At 65.7% G+C, this 18,879-nt stretch carries 13 protein-coding genes and 1 riboswitch; of the genes, 5 read left to right on the plus strand and 8 right to left on the minus strand.

The window, feature by feature from the left end; all coding sequences use genetic code 11:
• Positions 1–48: 48 nt before the first annotated feature.
• Together gap and tkt are read right to left on the minus strand one after the other, a co-directional pair.
• Positions 49–1,047 (minus strand): type I glyceraldehyde-3-phosphate dehydrogenase, encoded by a 999-nt coding sequence (gap, locus tag D578_RS0100875; protein ID WP_018948131.1) that lies wholly within the window; start codon positions 1,045–1,047, stop codon positions 49–51.
• Between the two features lie 41 nt (positions 1,048–1,088).
• Entirely contained in the window at positions 1,089–3,089 is a 2,001-nt protein-coding gene (tkt, locus tag D578_RS0100880) for a transketolase (protein WP_026289101.1), read from the minus strand.
• Between the two features lie 405 nt (positions 3,090–3,494).
• Here tkt and metK point away from each other — a divergent pair, with 405 nt between their 5' ends.
• The 4 genes from metK to D578_RS0100900 all read left to right on the plus strand — a co-directional run bounded on the left by metK (position 3,495) and on the right by D578_RS0100900 (position 7,916).
• Positions 3,495–4,667, plus strand: a complete 1,173-nt coding sequence (gene metK, locus D578_RS0100885) for a methionine adenosyltransferase (RefSeq protein ID WP_018948133.1) — start codon at positions 3,495–3,497, stop codon at positions 4,665–4,667.
• A gap of 33 nt (positions 4,668–4,700) precedes the next feature.
• Positions 4,701–4,781: riboswitch (S-adenosyl-L-homocysteine riboswitch) on the plus strand.
• A gap of 19 nt (positions 4,782–4,800) precedes the next feature.
• Positions 4,801–6,213, plus strand: a complete 1,413-nt coding sequence (gene ahcY, locus D578_RS0100890; RefSeq protein WP_018948134.1) for an adenosylhomocysteinase — start codon at positions 4,801–4,803, stop codon at positions 6,211–6,213.
• Positions 6,214–6,308: 95 nt separating this feature from the next.
• Positions 6,309–7,163, plus strand: coding sequence for a methylenetetrahydrofolate reductase [NAD(P)H] (gene metF, locus D578_RS0100895; RefSeq protein WP_018948135.1), 855 nt, complete (start codon positions 6,309–6,311; stop codon positions 7,161–7,163).
• Positions 7,164–7,169: 6 nt separating this feature from the next.
• Positions 7,170–7,916 (plus strand): 16S rRNA (uracil(1498)-N(3))-methyltransferase, encoded by a 747-nt coding sequence (locus D578_RS0100900; RefSeq protein WP_018948136.1) that lies wholly within the window; start codon positions 7,170–7,172, stop codon positions 7,914–7,916.
• Positions 7,917–7,968: 52 nt separating this feature from the next.
• Here D578_RS0100900 and D578_RS0100905 read toward each other — a convergent pair whose 3' ends face one another.
• The 6 genes from D578_RS0100905 to pilG are packed head-to-tail and all read right to left on the minus strand — an operon-like array spanning position 7,969 to position 17,740.
• Entirely contained in the window at positions 7,969–8,460 is a 492-nt protein-coding gene (locus D578_RS0100905; RefSeq protein WP_018948137.1) for a hypothetical protein, read from the minus strand.
• On the minus strand, positions 8,457–14,195 hold the full coding sequence (locus D578_RS0100910; protein WP_018948138.1) for an Hpt domain-containing protein: 5,739 nt from the start codon (positions 14,193–14,195) through the stop codon (positions 8,457–8,459). Before D578_RS0100910 ends, D578_RS0100905 begins: the two co-directional genes overlap by 4 nt.
• Positions 14,196–14,210: 15 nt before the next feature.
• Positions 14,211–16,298 (minus strand): methyl-accepting chemotaxis protein, encoded by a 2,088-nt coding sequence (locus D578_RS0100915; protein WP_026289102.1) that lies wholly within the window; start codon positions 16,296–16,298, stop codon positions 14,211–14,213.
• 39 nt (positions 16,299–16,337) lie between these two features.
• Positions 16,338–16,916: a chemotaxis protein CheW gene (locus D578_RS0100920; protein ID WP_018948140.1), complete on the minus strand. Its 579-nt coding sequence runs from the start codon at positions 16,914–16,916 to the stop codon at positions 16,338–16,340.
• On the minus strand, positions 16,913–17,278 hold the full coding sequence (locus D578_RS0100925; RefSeq protein WP_018145129.1) for a PleD family two-component system response regulator: 366 nt from the start codon (positions 17,276–17,278) through the stop codon (positions 16,913–16,915). The genes D578_RS0100920 and D578_RS0100925 overlap by 4 nt, the downstream gene beginning before the upstream one ends.
• A gap of 45 nt (positions 17,279–17,323) precedes the next feature.
• Positions 17,324–17,740: a twitching motility response regulator PilG gene (gene pilG / locus D578_RS0100930; RefSeq protein ID WP_018175663.1), complete on the minus strand. Its 417-nt coding sequence runs from the start codon at positions 17,738–17,740 to the stop codon at positions 17,324–17,326.
• 183 nt (positions 17,741–17,923) lie between these two features.
• On the opposite strand from pilG, the gene gshB reads away from it, so the two are divergent.
• Positions 17,924–18,874: a glutathione synthase gene (gene gshB / locus D578_RS0100935; protein WP_018948141.1), complete on the plus strand. Its 951-nt coding sequence runs from the start codon at positions 17,924–17,926 to the stop codon at positions 18,872–18,874.
• Positions 18,875–18,879 lie beyond the last annotated feature (5 nt).

Raw genomic sequence — 18,879 nt, forward strand, 5'->3', positions numbered from 1 at the left:
CCCCGGGAGAACGGAAATGGCCGGGCCCGGGGGCCCGGCCATCCGGTCTTACTTGGCGACGTGCTCCACCATGCGCAGCATGTTGCAGGTGTAGCCGTACTCGTTGTCGTACCAGGCGACGACCTTGACGAAGGTCGGGTCGAGCTGGATACCGGCACCGGCGTCGAACACGGACGGAGCGGTGTAGCCACGGAAGTCGGTGGAGACCACCAGGTCTTCGGTGTAGCCCAGCACGCCCTTCAGTTCGCCTTCGGAGGCCTTCTTCATGGCCGCGCAGACGTCGTCGTACTTGGCGTCGCTGTTGAGCTCCACGGTCAGGTCGACCACCGACACGTCGGAGGTCGGCACGCGGAAGGCCATACCGGTCAGCTTGCCGTTGAGTTCCGGCAGCACCTTGCCCACGGCCTTGGCGGCACCGGTGGAGGACGGGATGATGTTCTCCAGGATGCCGCGACCGCCGCGCCAGTCCTTCATGGACGGGCCGTCGACGGTCTTCTGGGTCGCGGTGGCGGCGTGCACGGTGGTCATCAGGCCACGCTTGATGCCGAACTTGTCGTTCAGCACCTTGGCCACCGGGGCCAGGGCGTTGGTGGTGCAGGACGCGGCAGAGACCATGCTCTGGCCGGCGTACTCACCATGGTTCACGCCATAGACGAACATCGGGGTGTCGTCCTTGGACGGCGCGGACATGACGACCTTCTTGGCGCCGGCGTCCAGATGCTTCTGGGCGGTCTCGGCGGTCAGGAACAGACCGGTGGATTCGATCACGATGTCGGCGTCGATATCGCCCCACTTCAGCGCGGCCGGATCCTTCTCGGCGGTCAGGCGGATACGATTGCCGTTGACCATCAGATCGTTGCCGTCGACGCTGATGTCGCCTTCGAAGCGGCCATGCACGGAGTCATAACGCAGCATGTAGGCCAGGTATTCCGGATCCAGCAGGTCGTTGATGCCGACCACCTGGAGGTTCGGGAAATCCTTGGCGATGGCACGGAAGGCCATACGGCCGATACGACCGAAGCCGTTGATACCAACCTTGATAGACATGAGAGTCTCCTCTTTATTGCTTAAGCGAAATCGATTCGGGCTCAGCCGTTCATCACGTCACGGGCGACCTGAGCGATGTTCTCCGGCTTGAAGCCGAAGTAATCGAGCAGGGCGCCACCCGGGGCGGATTCGCCGAAGCGATCCAGGCCGAATACCGCGCCGTCGAGGCCGGTGAACTTGTGCCAGGTCGTGGTCGCGCCGGCCTCGATGGCAACACGGGCGCGGACGGCCTTCGGCAGCACGGCCTCGCGGTAGGCCGGGTCCTGCTGGTCGAACAGCTCGACACAGGGCATGGAGACCACGCGCACCTTCTTGCCCTCGCCGCTCAGCATGTCGGCGGCCTGCACGGCCAGTTCAATCTCGGAACCCGTGGCGATGAAGATCAGGTCCGGGGTGCCGTCGCAATCCTTCAGCACGTAGCCGCCGCGGGCGATGTTGGCGAGCTGCTCGCCGTCACGCTCCATGTGCGGCAGACCCTGACGCGACAGGATGAACGCAGACGGGCCGTCGGTACGCTCGATTCCGGCCTTCCACGCGACCGCAGTCTCGACCGCGTCGCAGGGGCGCCAGACGTTCAGGTTCGGGATCAGGCGCAGGCTCGGGGTCTGCTCGATCGGCTGGTGGGTCGGGCCGTCTTCGCCGAGACCGATGGAGTCGTGGGTCAGCACGTACATGATGCGCTGCTTCATCAGCGCGGACATGCGGATGCCGTTACGGGCGTAGTCGGAGAAGATCAGGAAGGTACCGCCGTACGGGATGAACCCGCCGTGCAGGGAGATGCCGTTCATGATCGCGGCCATACCGAACTCGCGCACGCCGTAGAATACGTAGTTGCCGGCGGCGTCGTCGCGGGTGACACCCTTGGAGCCGCCATACATGGTCAGGTTGGAGCCGGCCAGGTCGGCGGAACCGCCCAACAGTTCCGGGACGGCCGGGGCCATGCCGGCGATGGCGTTCTGCGAGGCTTTGCGCGAGGCGACCTTCTCGGCCTTCTCGACGGTCTGCTTGATGTAGGCGCTGGCCTTCTCGCTCCAGTCGGACGGCAGATCACCGGCCATGCGGCGCTCGAACTCGGCGGCCAGTTCCGGATGCGCGGCCTTGTAGGCGGCAAAGCGTTCCTTCCACTCGGCCTCGGCCTTGGCACCCTTGTCCTTCGCGGTCCAGCCTTCGTAGATGTCGCCCGGGATCTCGAACGGGCCGTGCTCCCAGCCCAGCTCCTTGCGCGTCAGCGCGATTTCATCATCGCCCAGGGCAGCGCCGTGGCACTCTTCCTTGCCGGACTTGTTCGGCGAACCGAAGCCGATCACGGTCTTGCAGCAGATCAGGCTCGGCTTGTCGCTGTTCTTGCGCGCCTCTTCGATCGCAGCCTTGACCGCGTTGGCGTCGTGACCATCCACGCCGCGCACGACGTGCCAGCCATAGGCCTCGAAGCGGGCCGGGGTATCGTCGGTGAACCAGCCCTCGACTTCGCCGTCGATGGAGATGCCGTTGTCATCCCAGAACGCGACCAGCTTGCCCAGGCCCAGGGTGCCGGCCAGCGCGCAGGTCTCGTGGGAGATCCCTTCCATCATGCAGCCGTCGCCGAGGAAGGCGTAGGTGTTGTGATCAACGATGTCGTGACCCGGCTGGTTGAAGTGAGCGGCCATCATCTTCTCGGCCAGCGCCATGCCGACCGCGTTGGAGACGCCCTGGCCCAGCGGACCTGTGGTGGTCTCGACACCGGCGGTGTAACCGTATTCCGGGTGGCCCGGCGTCTGGGAGTGCAGCTGACGGAACTGCTTGATCTCGTCCATCGGCAGGTCGTAGCCGGTCAGGTGCAGCAGCGAGTAGACCAACATGGAGCCGTGACCGTTGGACATCACGAAGCGGTCGCGATCCGGCCAGCTCGGGTTCGCCGGGTTGTGCTGCATATAGTCGTTCCACAGCACCTCGGCGATGTCCGCCATCCCCATCGGCGCTCCCGGGTGACCGGAATTAGCCTTCTGAACTGCGTCCATCGAAAGGGCGCGGATGGCGTTTGCAAGCTCTCTACGGGTCGGCATGCTGATCTCCTGCTCTAAGTAGTAATGGGTTCGGCTGATGGCGGGCGGCGGCGCGAGGCGCCAGCGGCGGCAGACCCGGACGAGTCGACCGAACGAGGGCTCACCAGTACCGGCCGGCGCGCCAGCGCACGGCGGGGGCCCGAGCAGCCTGCGGGAGCGGGCCCTTCTCGGCCATGCGAACGCGCGGCGGGCAGCACTCCCCATCAAAGGCGGTGCATTTTGGCCACTTTCGAGCACCGGGGCAAGTCGGCCCCAAACCGCGCCACGCTGCGCCCTCGCCGCCGGCCGGGGCACCGATGCCCTGACCGTCGCGGGGGAGGGGCTTAGAAAAATCCTGCGAGTCGCGTTACACTAGAGGTCGTTTTGCGCAAAACTAAATAGAAACGACCCCAAAAGGAACGCTTAATGTCCAACGACTATATCTTTACTTCGGAATCTGTCTCTGCCGGTCACCCCGACAAAATGGCCGACCTGGTGTCCGACACCATCGTCGACGCCATCATCGAGCAGGACCCGCATGCACGTATCGCCTGCGAGACCGCCACCAAGACCGGCATGGTGATGCTGCTGGGCGAGATCACCACCAGCGCCCAGATCGACTACGAAAGCCTGGTGCGCGGCACCGTCAACGAGATCGGCTACAACGATTCCGATGTCGGCTTCGACGGCAGCACCTGCGCCGTGCTGAACGTGCTGGGCCAGCAGTCCCCCGACATCGCCATGGGCGTGGACCGCGACGTCTCCGACCGCGCCACCCAGGGCGCCGGTGACCAGGGCCTGATGTTCGGCTACGCCGCGCGCGAAACCGAGACCCTGATGCCCGCTCCGATCTTCTACGCCCACAAGCTGGTGCGCATCCAGTCCGAGCTGATGAAGAGCGGCAAGCTGCCGTGGCTGCGCCCCGACGCCAAGAGCCAGGTCTCCCTGCGCTATGAAAACGGCAAGCCGGCCGGCCTGGACGCCGTGGTCCTGTCGACCCAGCACAGCCCGGACATCTCGCAGAAGGATCTGAAGGAAGCGATCTACGAAGAGATCTTCAAGAAGGTCCTGCCGGCTGAATGGCTGAGCCAGGTCGCCGACGACAAGCTCCACATCAACCCGACCGGGAAGTTCGAGATCGGTGGCCCGGTGGGCGACGCCGGCCTGACCGGCCGCAAGATCATCGTCGACACCTACGGCGGCATGGCCCGTCACGGTGGTGGCGCGTTCTCCGGCAAGGACCCGTCCAAGGTGGACCGTTCCGCTGCCTACGCCGGCCGCTACGTGGCCAAGAACATCGTTGCCGCCGGCCTCGCCGACAAGTGCGAGATTCAGGTCTCCTACGCCATCGGCGTGGCCGAGCCGACCTCGATCACCATCGACACCTTCGGCACCAGCAAGCTGGACGATCGCAAGATCGAAGGCTTCGTCCGCGAAGTGTTTGATCTGCGCCCGTGGGGCCTGATCCAGATGATGGATCTGCTGCGTCCGATCTACAAGACGACTGCCGCCTACGGTCACTTCGGCCGCGAAGACGTCGACCTCCCCTGGGAGCGCACCGACAAGGCCGAGGAACTTAAGAAGATGGCGGGCCTCTAAGAGCCCCCGACATTTCTTAAACGAAATACCCATCCGGCTGAGGAGCGCTGCAGCGGTTTTACCGTCAGGCTCAGCCGGATGCACCCTGAAACATGAACACGGCGCTCATCCAGAGAAACGGAGAAGTTGATCCATGAATGCTGTGATGAACGACAAAAAGAATACCGATTACGTCGTCAAGGACATTAACCTTGCCGAATTCGGCCGCAAGGAAATTGCGATTGCCGAGACCGAAATGCCCGGCCTGGTCCAGACTCGCGAAGAGTTCTCGGGCTCCAAGCCGCTGAAGGGCGCCAAGATCGCCGGCTCCCTGCACATGACCATCCAGACCGCGGTGCTGATCCAGACCCTGGAAGCCCTGGGTGCCGACGTGCGCTGGGCCTCCTGCAACATCTACTCCACCCAGGACCACGCCGCGGCCGCAATTGCTGACGCCGGCACCCCGGTCTTCGCCGTGAAGGGCGAGACCCTGGAAGAGTACTGGGACTACTGCCACCGCATCTTCGAATTCGACGGCGGCGCCAACATGATCCTGGACGATGGCGGTGACGCCACGATGCTCCTGCACATCGGCGCCAAGGCCGAGAAGGACCAGTCGGTCATCTCCAGCCCGGATAACGAAGAAGAAGTCGCCCTGTTTGCCGCGATCAAGGATCGCCTGGCCAAGCAGCCGACCTGGTACTCCGAGCAGCTCGCCAAGATCAAGGGCGTGACCGAAGAGACCACCACCGGTGTCCATCGCCTGTACCAGATGGCGAAGGACGGCGAACTGGCCTTCCCGGCGATCAACGTCAACGACTCGGTCACCAAGTCCAAGTTCGACAACCTGTACGGCTGCCGTGAGTCCACCGTGGACTCCATCAAGCGCGCCACCGACGTCATGATCGCCGGCAAGATCGCCGTGGTCTGCGGCTACGGTGACGTCGGCAAGGGTGCCGCCCAGTCGCTGGCCGGTCTCGGTGCCACCGTGTGGATCACCGAAATCGACCCGATCTGCGCCCTGCAGGCCGCCATGGAAGGTTTCCGCGTGGTCACGATGGAAGACGCGGCCGACAAGGCCGAGATCTTCATCACCGCCACCGGTAACAAGGACGTGATCACCGAAGATCACATGACCCGGATGAAGAACCAGGCCATCGTCTGCAACATCGGTCACTTCGACTCCGAGATCGCCGTCGCCGCGATGCGCAAGTACGAGTGGGACAACATCAAGCCGCAGGTTGACCACATCATCCTGCCGAGCGGCAACCGGATCATCATGCTGGCCGAAGGCCGCCTGGTGAACCTGGGCTGCGGTACCGGTCATCCGAGCTTCGTGATGTCCAACTCCTTCACCAACCAGACCCTGGCTCAGATCGAGCTGTGGACCAAGGGTGACCAGTACGACAAGAACGTCTTCGTGCTGCCGAAGCACCTGGACGAGAAGGTCGCACAGCTGCACCTGTTCAAGCTGGGCGCCAACCTGACCCGTCTGACCGACGAGCAGGCCAAGTACCTGGGTATGTCCGCGGATGGTCCGTTCAAGCCGGAACACTACCGCTACTGATCGGCCAGCCTCACATTTCAATTCGTTGTTAATGTGAACGCCGAGGCGGGCCGCATGTTCGTGCGGTCCGCCTTCTTTTTGTCTGGAGGACAAACATGTCTGCACAAAAACGCGTCTACAGCGTTGAATTTTTCCCGCCCAAGGACGAGGCCGGAGCCGAACGCCTGGCCAAGGCCCGCAAGCGCCTGGGCGCCCTGAATCCCGAGTTCTATTCCGTCACCTTCGGCGCCGGGGGTTCCACCCGCGACCGCACCCTGGAGACGGTCAAGGACATCATCGACAACGACGGCATCCCCGCCGCCCCGCACGTCTCCTGCATTTCGTCGACCAAGGACGAGCTGCGTGACCTGCTGTCGACCTACCGCGATACCGGGGTCAAACGTATCGTGGCGCTGCGCGGCGATCTGCCGTCCGGCACCAAGCATTCCGGCGGTGATTTCCGTTATGCCTCCGAGCTGGTGGAGTTCGTCCGCGCCGAGTTCGGCGACCAGTTCAAGATCGAGGTCGCGGCCTATCCGGAGTTCCATCCGCAGGCACCGAATGCCGAGAAGGACCTGGAGAACTTCAAGACCAAGGTGGACGCTGGCGCCGACGCCGCGATCACCCAGTACTTCTACAATCCGGACGCCTACGTGGCCTTCATGGAACGGGTAGAGAAGATGGGCATCACCATCCCGATCATTGCCGGGATCATGCCGATCACCAACTACACCCAGATCGTGCGCTTCTCCGAGATGTGCGGCGCCGAGATCCCGCGCTACATCCGCAAGCGGATGGAGGCCTATGGCGACGACAAGGAATCGATCCGCAAATTCGGCATCGAGGTCGCCACGCGTCTGACCGACGACCTGCTCGCGCACGGCGCGCCGGGGATCCACTTCTATTCGATGAACCAGGCCGGACCGACCGAACAGATCTGGAAGGCCCTGGACCTCGACAACCGGAAGTAGCCCGACATGCGATGCCCCCGGCTGCTGCTCGAATCCGAGGCACTGGCCGCGGGGCAGTCGCTCCCCGCCCCACAGGACCGGCTGCATTACGCCACCACCGTCCTGCGCCTGAAAAGCGGTGCCCACTGCCGCGTCTTCGACGGCCTCGGCAACGAATTCGACGCGACCCTCGAACTCACCGACCGACGCCACGGCACCTTCCATCTGGGCGACCGTGCCGCCGCCCCGACCCATCCCGTGTTTCCGATCCACCTGTTGCAGGGCGTGGCCCGTGGCGACCATATGGACCTGGCCATTCAGAAGGCCGTGGAACTCGGCGCACAGTCCATCCGCCCGGTGCTCTGCGAACGCTCGCGTTCGGCCGCCGCCCACAAGGGACTGGAGAAGCGCCAGCGGCACTGGCAGGGCATCCTGCAGGCCGCCGCGGAACAATGCGGCCGCAATGAACTGCCAGCGCTACATCAACCGGCCCCACCCGCGGCCGCACTCGCGGAATGCCCGGACAGCCTTGGGCTGCTCGCCGACGAAGGCGCGCCCGGGCTGGATGAGCGCCTTGTCGCCCACGGGCACCCGCCCGGCGCAGTGGCGCTGTATATCGGACCGGAAGGGGGGCTAACACCCGCGGAGCGCGAGCAGGCCCGGGCAGGCGGATTTCTGGGCGTCGGGATGGGCCCGCGGACCCTGCGCACCGAGACGGCCGCGATGGCCCTGATCACCTTGGTGCAGGCGCGCCTCGGGGACCTTCGAGGCTAGTCACATCAGGCGGGGCCGACCCGGTGTTGTCGCCTGGTCGCCGCCGCACTGATCAGGCTGGCTGAGTCTCCGCAAGCTCGAGCAGACGCTGCTCGAGGGTATCCAGCCGTAGCAAGTGAGTCGTCACGCCCGAGGCCTTGACCCGCCAGGACCACGGAGTGGCGTCGACGTCCTCCAGCGCATAGATATTCTGCGCGGTGATCTGCACCGGATGCGGCGTACCGCGAACCTCCAGGGCATAAAACGGCAGGTGATCCGGCTGCATCACTGCCTGCATCACCAGAAGCCGGGTGAACCGCCGGCGATCCTCGCCGCTGTCGCGGCCCGGATCCAGCAACTGGTTCACGTTGATCACCGGAACCTGCACGTCCTGCCAGATCAGGCTGGGCTGCAGCCACGGGACATCCGGATGCTCGGATTGCTGCTGGACTGCCCCGGCGCGGGTGGTGACCTCGAGAAAGGCGCTGCGCGGGAGCAGGATGGAGCCGCTATCCAGCTGAACGATCACCGCCTCGACGGCCTGGCCCTGTGCTTCCTCGCTCATGCCGGCATCCCTTCGAGTTGCTCGCGGATCGCGTTCAGCAGGTCATTCTCCAGATACGGCTTCCCGAGATAACCGTTGACCCCGAGACGGTTGGCTCGCTCGCGGTGCTTGGTCCCGCTGCGCGAGGTGATCATGATGATGGGCACCCGCCCGAAGTCCGGATGATCGCGCACGTGGGCGGCGAACTCGAAGCCGTCCATGCGCGGCATTTCCACGTCCAGCAGGATCAGCTGCGGGCGCCGCTCGTCCAGCAGGCCCACCGCATCGAGACCATCTCGGGCCGTGACCACATCGTAGCCGTGACGTGCCAGCAGACGCGCGGTGACCTTGCGAATGGTAATCGAGTCATCCACCACCATGATCCGTTTCGCGGTCGCCGTCTCGACAACAGCCTGCTTTGTCTCCACCAGGGAGGCCGTCGCAGAGGCAAAGCGCACCAACATGCTCAGATCAAGGATCAGCATGACCGAACCATCACCCTGGAGGGTGGCACCGGCCACGCCCGGGATCCGACTGAGGACCGGGCCCACCGACTTCACCACAACCTCCTGACTACCCAGCAGGCCGTCAATGCGCAACGCGATGCGCTGATCATCGGCGCGCACGAGCAACAACGGGAACGGATGATCCGGCAAGTGTTCGACCCCCGCCTGACTCTCCACACCCATCAAGTCACCGAGCCCGCGCACTGCGTAGTCCTGACCGATGTAGTTGTAGATTGCCTCGTCGTCCCGGCGATCGATCTCCTCGGAACGCGCGCGAACCACGCCCTCCACCGAGGCCATCGGGACCGCAAAGGTTTCCTCGCCCACCTGCACCAGCAAGGCCTGCGAGATCGCCAGGGTGAACGGCAGGCGCATGGTGAAACGCGAACCCTTGCCGGGCGTCGACTGGATCTCCAGTGTGCCGCCCAGCTGCTTCACGTCGCTGTTCACCACGTCCAGGCCAACGCCGCGTCCCGCCACCTGCGAGACCTCGGCGGCGGTGGAGAAACCGGACTGCAGGATGAGTTGCAGGGCCTGGGCATCCGTGACCTCGGCATCCGTCGCAATGAGCCCGCGCTCCGCCGCGCGCGCCCGGATCGCCTCGGCATCGATGCCCCTGCCATCATCCGTGACCTGCACCCGGATCTCACTGCCGGACTGCTCCAGGCTGACATCGATGTGGCCCTGCGCCGGCTTGTGTGCGTGTTCTCGTTCGGCGGAACCCTCGATTCCGTGCGCAATGGCGTTGCGCAGCAGGTGCTCCAGCGGCGACACCAGGCGTTCGAGCAGGGCACGGTCCATCTCGGCCCCCTGGCCGGTGAATTCGACACGGACCTGTTTGCCCAGGTCCTCGCCCGCCTGACGCACCACCCGCCGTAGCCGAGGAGCCATACGCGCGAAACGCACCATGCGCTGACGCATCAACTGGTCCTGCAGATCGGTCCCCACCCGTCGCTGCTGCAGCAAGATGCCCCCGGCATTCTGCAACTCGTCACCGACTTCCTGCTTCAGGGCCTCGAGGTCACTGACACTCTCGGCGAGCGCGCGGGACAGCTGCTGGATGCCGGAATAGCGGTCCATTTCCAGCGGATCGAAGTCGAGGGCTTCCTCGCCACTCTCCTCCTCCACCCGGAACAGGATCTGTGTCTCGGTCTCGATCTCGAGCTTGCGCAGCTGATCGCGCAGACGGGCGATGGTGCGATCCAGTTCGTCGACCTGGCTCTCGACCCGCCCAACCGTCTGTTCGAAGCGGCGGTGGAAGGTCGCCAGCTCGCCGGCATTGTTCACCAGGCTGTCGAGGACCTCGGCATCCATGCGCACCTGGTCCTGGATCCGCCGGCCCTCGGTCTCCGGCGTCTCGTGGCTGCGCCGATCGGTCTCCGCTGTCGACTCCTCGACTTCCAGATGCTTCTCGGATGTATCTTCGGCTTCGGGGTCGTCGCTCTCAAACGTATCCGCCTCGGGCTCCGCGTCGGTCGATTCGGCGTCCGCTTCACCCCCGGCCCAGGCGCGCAGGGCTGGCAGCGATTCGCTGGCCGACTCGTCCATCTGCCAGGCCCCGACCCCGCGCTCGACCAGACGCTGCACGTCGCTCAAGGCCCGCTCGGCAAGCTGGAAGAAGCCGTCGCGCGGCTCCAGACCGGTCTCCGTCTCCACGCTCAGCGCACTCTCCAGGGCGTGCGCAATGGCGCCGACCACGGTGAAACCGGCCATGCGGGCACTGCCCTTCAGGGTGTGCACTTCGCGCTGGAAGGCATGCTGATCCGGCCCCGGGCGCCCCCCAGTCTCGCGCCAGCCATTCAGGGCAGTGAACGCAGACTCGAGGATATCGCGTGCCTCCTCGATGAAGACCTCGGCGAACTCCCAGTCGATCTCCGGTTCCGGTTCCGGTTCCGGCTCTGCGGTCGACTCGGCGACATCGAGGTCGTCGAAGTCGGGCGACTCTTCCTCGCTGGCATCGTCTTCAGTCCGCAGCAGCTGTTCCGCGGTCGCGGTATCCAGCAGGCCATAGACCTCCGGGGCCCAGGGCGGCGGATCCAGGACCTTGAGCGGGTCCGGCGCCTCATCGCCGACTGCATCGGCGACATACGTCTCCAGCTGCCGCAGCAACTCGATGGCCTGCGCCGGCAGTGCCCATTCCATGTCGCGATGGATCCGGATCAGCCGTTCGAACGGTCCGCACACCGAATAAATGCCACGGATATCGGCCGTCCGGGCGCTGCCGTTCAGGGTATGCAGCGCCCGCTCCAGGTCATGGTTCGGAACCCGGTCCGGGCGCCACTGGGACTCGTCCAGCCAGCCACGCAGCGCGAGCAGATGGACCTGCGCCTCGGCGGCAAACACCTGCCACAGCTGGGGATCCGTGTCCATGCGAGCGGCCACGGGCTCGGACGCGACCTCCGGCTGCTCTTCAGCCTCGGCCTCTCCGTCTACAGGACCTTCGAGGGCACCTTCCTCGACGGCACCGGAATGCTCCCCGACCTCGACCCCAACATCCGGGGCCGTCGCTTCTCCCTCGGTCAGCGCCTCTTCGGTCAACTCGAAGGCATCGGCGGGGAGTTCCAGGGCGTCGAGATCCAGCGGTTCGACGGACGCCTCAGCCGACGGCGGTGCGTCGGTCTCCGACTGAAAGACAGGTTCCTCGCCTTGCGAGGACTCGACGGATTCGGCTTCGGCGTTCTCCGGGTCGAGGGCATCCGGCGGCAGATCGGGCACAAAGGCGCCCGACTCCTGCAGGAGCTCGTCGGCAGCCTCGTCCTGGTCGGGGGCCGCCACCTCGGCGACTGCCAGCGAATCCGGTGCGTCCAGTTCGTCGAGGGTCCGCGCCAGGGCCTCGAACTCCGCGTCCGCACCCGGCGGCGCTGCGCGCACGGCCGGCTCGTCATCCTCCGCCTCGGCCTCGGGTTCCGGCTCTCCGCCGGCCAGAGCACGCAGGCGCAGGGCAATGTCCAGAACCGGCGTAACCGGCCCGGTATCGTCACGCACCTCCGCCACCAGGCCGGGCAGGACGCCGATGCCATCCTCAATCACCTGCAACGTGGCGTGGTCCGCCTCCTGGCCGGAATCCAGCTGGCGGTTGAGGAACGACTCCACGGCCCAGGCGAACTCGCCCAGGCGCAAGGCGCCGGCCAGCCGACCCGACCCCTTCAGGGTGTGGAAGGAACGCCGAATGACCGAGAGGCTGTCGAGATCGGCCGGGTTGGCCTGCCAGCGGGGGAAGTGTTCACCCAGGCTGGCTACCTCCTCGTCCGCCTCCTCGAGGAAGATTTCCAGGATCTCCAGGTCGACATCCGGACCGCGGACCTGCTCCGCCAGCACGCTGTCGTCGAAAGGCAGCGAATCGCGACCGCCCGCGGGCAGCGGGCGCGCCGGTTGCACGACAGGCGTTGCAGCGGCGTCGGCGGCATCTGCATCGTCGATCGCGTCCAGTGGCACCTCGCCGGGTTCATCGACAGACATGTCGAGATCCAGGATCGGCGCTTCGGCGAGGCCGGCCTCTCCCACTTCGGCCTCGAGACCCGGCGCCTGTTCTCCGTCGACATCCGCTGCCGGCGCATCCGGGACCGCAGCCAGATGAGTGGCCGCGACTTCGCCACCGGAGATCGCACCGATGCGCTGCAGGGCCGCAATCCCGCGTTCGTGGACACTGTCCAGTTCACGCCAGGGCTGTCCGGAGGACTCCAGGGCGACCTCGATACTGCTGAGGACCTCGGCAAGGGCCTCGATCTCGCCTTCGTCGAGTTCGGCCGCGGCCATGCCGGCACGGGAGTCGAGATGACGGATCAGCGGGCCCAGCAGGGCGTGCAGGGCCTCGAAGCCGGACATCGACATCGCCCCCTCGATCCGGCGCAGCCCCTCGCGGGCCTCGTCGAGACCATCGCCAGAGGCGTCCGCGCCAGCATCGAGGAATCCGAGGAAAATGTCGCGGACCCGGCGCACATCGACCAGGGCCTCCTTGTAGACTGCCGCCGCCAGAGCGCGATCGAATTGGGCCTGTGGCGTGGGGCTGCTGCTCTTGCGGCGCAGACCGGATTCCAGCAGGGACTCCAGCGCCAGCAGGTGCTCTGCCAGCACCATGTCGACCTGTTCATCCGCCTCGCCCGCTCGCTCGGGCGTAAGCGATGCCATCAGGGCGTCGGTGTGCTCCTGCCCGGCATCCAGCCCGAGAAGACTGAGCGTCGAGCCAATACGCTCGACCTGCCCGCGCAGGCTCTCGAGGTCGTCGACGCCCCGCACCTGCGAACGCATCAAGACATCCAGCCGCTCGCGGACCTCGGCAAGGTCGTCTTCCAGGGCCTGCCGCAGGTTGTCGTAGACCGAACGGCCCACCCCGGTACCGCCTTCCACGAGGCTCAACCGGTCGAGCCCGAAGACCTCGCGCACGGCGAGGGTCTGTTCGCCCTCGGAGGTCGCACAGGCAACGTGGAACAGCAGCGTCTTGATCAGATCGGGCGATGCCTCGTATTGCGGCTCCGATCCGGCATTACCGGCCTCCACATGGGCCGACAAAGCGTTCAGATAGCGCCCAAGCTCGCGATCGACCCGCCCAACCAGTCGACGCACGTCGGTATCGGCCTCGACACCGCCCTCGGCGACCGCCTCGAGCACCGCACCGGCGACCCAGAACAAGCGCCGGGCCTCGCCCGCCGGAACCGCCTCCTCCACAACGCGGGCGGTCGCCTGCATTCGAGCGGCCGGTTCGGTCGCATCTTCGCCGCGCACCAATTCCAGCAGATCGCGCTGGAAGCGCCGGCGCGCCTGTTGCAGCAGCGGGACGCGAGATGCCGGGTCGAGCACGTCTCCACCCGAGCCCACACGCTCGTCGTCCACTGTCTGCGGGTCCGGCATCAACGCCGCGACGTCCAGCAGCAACGAAGCGCCGCGACTGTTGCGCAGCTCATTCAGCAAGGGGACGAGGATCATGGGCGACGGCAATTCGCCATCGCCCTCGTTCTCGAGGTAGTCGGGCAATTGCAGGGCGGCCCGCAGAAGCGGCTCGGTGGCAGCCACATTCGGCTGGTCAGCGCGTTCGATCTGGTCCAGGACCTGCAGCATCTCGTCGCAGATCAGAACCACGCTGTCGACCTGGACCATGACCAGGGTGTTGCGGATCTGTTCGACACGGCTGCGCGCCTCGGCCAGACAATCGCTACAGCCCGGATCGTCGGAGTACCGTCGCAACGCGTCCTGGACCTCGACAAACAGCTTGTCGAGCTCGTCGCGGACCCAGTTCAGTGCGCTGGATGCCATCGGCCGCGTCCGCCGTCAGGCCCGTTGTTCGTCGGAAGAGGTCGGATCGGAGTCGGAAGCCGGCTCCTCCTCGATCGCAACATCGACGCGCTCGGTGGTACCGCCCGGCTCCGGCAGCTTGAAGTCCGATACCGAGGACTGCAGCTGGGCCGAGAGCTGGGCCAGGTCGCCGATCGCCGCCGCAGTGGACTGGGTCCCCTGCGTGGTCTCGGAGGTAATCTCGCGGATCTGGGCCATGATGGAGGTCACATCCTGCGCCATCTCGGACTGCTTGCGCGCCGACGAGGAGATACCGTCGATCAGGTCCGCCAGATCGCTGGAGACCTGCTCGATCTCGGACAGGGCCTCGCCCGCGGCCTGGGCCAGTTCGGCCCCCTGGACCACGTTGGCAGTACTCTGCTCCATGGAGCTCACGGCCTCGCTGGTATCCGCCTGGATGGCCTTGACCAGGCCCTCCACCTGACGGGTTGCACTGGAGGAGCGTTCCGCGAGGCGCTGGACCTCGTCGGCCACCACCGCGAAGCCACGTCCGGCCTCGCCCGCGGCGGAGGCCTGGATCGCCGCATTCAGTGCGAGCACGTTGGTCTGTTCCGCGATGTCGTTGATCAGGCCGATGATGTCGCCGATCTCCTGGGACGATTCGCCCAGGCGCTTGATCCGTTTCGCCGTCTCCTGGATTTGTTCGCGGATGTTGTCCATGCCCTCGATGGAGCGGCGCACGGTACCCGCCCCGCGGGATGCGATCTCCACCGAGTTACGTGCCACGGAGGCCGACTGTTCGGCATCCTGGGCGACCTTGTCGACCGAGCCCGACACCTCGTCGATCGCATCGTCCGCGCGCTGGATCTCGCGGGCCTGTTCTTCCGACTTCTCGGCCAGCCCGAGAACCTGTGACCGCGTCGTGGCCGACGATTCGCTGATATCGGCCGCCACCGTGTTGATCGTCGCGACCAGGGTGCGCAGGTTCTCGATCGCGTAGTTCATCGAATCCGCGATGGCCCCGGTGAAGTCCTCGGTCACCGTCGCGTTGACCGTGAGGTCACCATCCGCAAGGTTCATCATTTCATCGAGCAGGCGCAGGATCGCCTGCTGGTTGCGTTCGTTCTGCGCCTCGGTCTCGGCCAGCTCGCGCTTGGTATCGCGGTAGAGGAACAGGCCCATCGCGATCAGCAGCAGCAGCGCGAGGCCACCGAACCCAAAGCCGATGAGCGCAATCACGCCCGCGCGCTCGGCCTCGACGGTGATGGCATTCTCGAAGTCACCGGTGGTCTCCAGCATCGCACCACTGCTGGCCTCGACATTGGAGGCCGCCGCATTGACCTCGAACACCTGGGTGGAGGTGTCCAGGACGCCTTCCACGGCCTCGCTAAAGGCGACGAACAGCGTGGCGATCTCCATCAGCAGGGCACGCGCTTGAGGGTCATCAACGGGTTCGACCCCCAGCGGGGCGAAACCCTCGATCAGGCCGTCCAGCACGCGGCCGTACAACGTGGCATCACGCTCGAAGCGCTCGATCGCGGGGGCCGCCTCGGCGCCCCCCTGGAGCACGCGGCCCAGGCTGTTGGCGATACGCTGAATCAGCATGGTCTGGCGCGCCGCCACATAGACCTGCTCAGGCGGCTCGCCGATCCGGGTCATGCGCCGCACCACATCGTCGGACAGGCGCGAGAGCTCCGGAGAAAACGCGGCCACCGCGTCGGAAAATTCCGTGATCAACTGGATATCCGAGCGCCCGAGGATGACGGTGTTGATGTTGTCCCGGTACGCCGACCATTCACGATCCACCGCGGCGATATCCTCTTGCAAGGGTTCCGGAAGTGGCTGCAGGCCGTCACCCCCCTGGCGGATTCGATCCAGGCGGGCCTCGAAGTCATCGCGCAGAGACTGCAGGTCGCGGAATGCCTGCTCGGAGCCGGCTGCCGCCTCCAGCGAGCTGGTGGCGAGACGCTGCGACAACAGACGCAGGTCATTGGCCAGCGCGATCCGGTCACGGTACTGACTCTGCTCGTACTCGTGGTAGGTAAAGGCCCCGCCTGTCGCGATCAGGGCCAGCACCAGCAAGCCCCCGAGGACGAAGTTACGTGCGCGACGACTCGATCCCATCAGTTCATACTCCCTGTCGCAGCACCGCGAACCCCGTCATCAGACGGTAGCTGCGGACTGTTCGCTATTGGATGTACCGGCCATGCCCGTGCCGGTAAAGCGATTGTTGTCATTGAGTAGCAGGTCCAGATCCAGCACCGGATGCAACCGGTGCCCCAGATCGAACCCGCCGGTAATGAATGGGCGGACGGCCTCGGGTACCGAGACCTCCAGGCGCCGCTGGGAGGGGATGCAGCGGCGCATCCCCTCGACCTGGCTGACCAGAAGCCCGGCCAGGCCCTGGCCCTGGGGCGCCACCACGATGCGCTGCCCGCTCGCGTCGTCCGGCAATGGCCGGTCCAGCAGCAGCCGGCCCATGTCGAAGACCGGCAGCACCAGTCCCCGCAGATTGCCCACGCCGAGCACGGCGGAATCCGCCAGCGGCACGCGGGTCAGCGCCATTGGGTCGGCGACCTCCGCAATCGAGTCCATGTCGACCAGGAAGCGAAAATCGCCGACCCGCAACAGGACGCCGCGCCAGCCGGTCCCGATGTCCCGCCGCAGTTCGCGATTGACGCGGCGCCCTTCGCGATCAAGGCTCGCGATCAACGCAAACGGCGAGGACAGGTCGGTCTTCATGCCGACAGATATTTCCCGATGGTGGCCAGCAGGTCCTTCTCGACCACTGGCTTGGTGATGTAGTCGCGAGCCCCCTGACGCATCGCCCAGACCCGGTCGGTAGCCTGGTCCTTGGTGCTGACCACAACCACCGGGACGTGCGCCGTTTCATCCGCCTGGGAAAGCTGACGCGTGGCCTGGAAGCCATTCAGGCCCGGCATCACCACATCCATCAGGACCAGATCCGGCACCTGCGACTTGGCGGCGGCGACCCCATCCTCGCCACTCTCGGCAGTGGTCACCGAGTGCCCGTTCTTCTCGAGCATCGTGCGCAGGACGTGGATTTCGGTCGGCGAATCGTCAACGATCAGAATGCGGGCCATGGGGTTCGTCTTTCCTTGGTTAGTGTGCAGTGGCGACGCTGCGTATCACGCCGCAGGACTGGCGTATCGGCGCATGGCGCCCAGGAGGTCATCCCGGGTAAACGGCTTGGTGAGGTAGTCCTCCGACCCCACAACGCGCCCCTTCGCCTTGTCGAACACGCTGTCCTTGCTCGACAGCATGATGATCGGCGTGGCACGGAATTCCCGGTTGTTCTTGATCAGTGCGCAGGTCTGGTAGCCATCCAGGCGCGGCATCATGACGTCGATGAAGATAATGTCCGGGCGCGACTGTGCGACCTTGGACAGCGCCTCGAAGCCGTCCACGGCGGTGATGACTTCGGCCCCGTGCTTCTGCAGCAAGGATTCGGCGGTACGCCGAATGGTCTTGCTGTCATCGATCACCATGACCTTGAGCCCCTGAAACTCGGTGGCCGAGTCCGCTTCGGCAAGCGCGTTAGACACCTTTTCCCCCTGAGGTCATTTCGCCCCGAATCTAGCGGAACCGGGGCTCTGTGACAAACAGCACACAATGATATTGCATACCGGGGACTGCAATACGCGCGGCCCTGATCCAGCTTGCGGGGTCACCGACGGCCCCGACGGGCATGGCATACTCCCCGGCACATCCCGTTCGCGCGAGGCAACGTGGCCCAGAACATCGCCATCCTGATGGACCCGATCACGGGTATCAAACCGTGGAAGGACACCACCTTCGCCATGATGCTGGCGGCACAGGCCCGCGGCCATCGCCTGCACTACCTGGAACCGGCCGACCTGTGGATCGAGGAGGGCCGGGCGGCGGCCCGGAGCCGCCCGATCGAGGTGCACGACCGGCGCGAGGACTTCTTCACCCTGGGCGAGCCCGTGACGGGTCCGGCGGCGCGCTTTGACCTGCTGCTGATGCGCAAGGACCCGCCGTTCGATCTGGAGTACATCTACGCGACCTACGCCCTCGAGCTCGCCGAGCGCGACGGCGTACGGGTATCGAACCGCCCGCAGGCCCTGCGCGATGTCAACGAGAAGGCCTTTACCGTCCACTTCCCCCAGTGCTGCCCGCCCACATTGATTACCCGTGACCGGGGCCGGATCCGCGCCTTCCTCGAGGCGCAGGGAGACATCGTGGTCAAACCGCTGGACGGCATGGGCGGGGCCTCGATATTCCGTGTCCGCCAGGGCGACCCGAACACCTCGGTGATCCTCGAGACCATCACCGAATTCGACCAGCGCAGCGTGGTCGCGCAGCGCTTCCTGCCGGAGTTCACCGCTGGCGACAAGCGCATCATCCTGATCGGCGGCGAGCCCTACGACCACGCTTTGGCCCGCATCCCGGCCGCGGGTGAAAGCCGCGCCAACCTGGCCGCCGGCGGCCGGGGCGAGGCCGTGCCCCTGACCGAACGCGATCGCTGGATCTGTCACGAGATCGCCCCGGAGCTGAAGGCCCGCGGGCTGGACTTCGTCGGCATCGACGTGATCGGGGACTCCCTGACCGAGATCAACGTCACCAGCCCCACCGGCGTCCGCGAACTGGACGCGGCGGGCGGCGGCGACCTGGCCGGCCAGTACATCGACTACCTCACTCGCCCGATCGAAGGATGACCGAC

This window comes from Thioalkalivibrio sp. ALMg11 (genome assembly GCF_000377905.1).
Classification (GTDB): Bacteria; Pseudomonadota; Gammaproteobacteria; order Ectothiorhodospirales; family Ectothiorhodospiraceae; genus Thioalkalivibrio.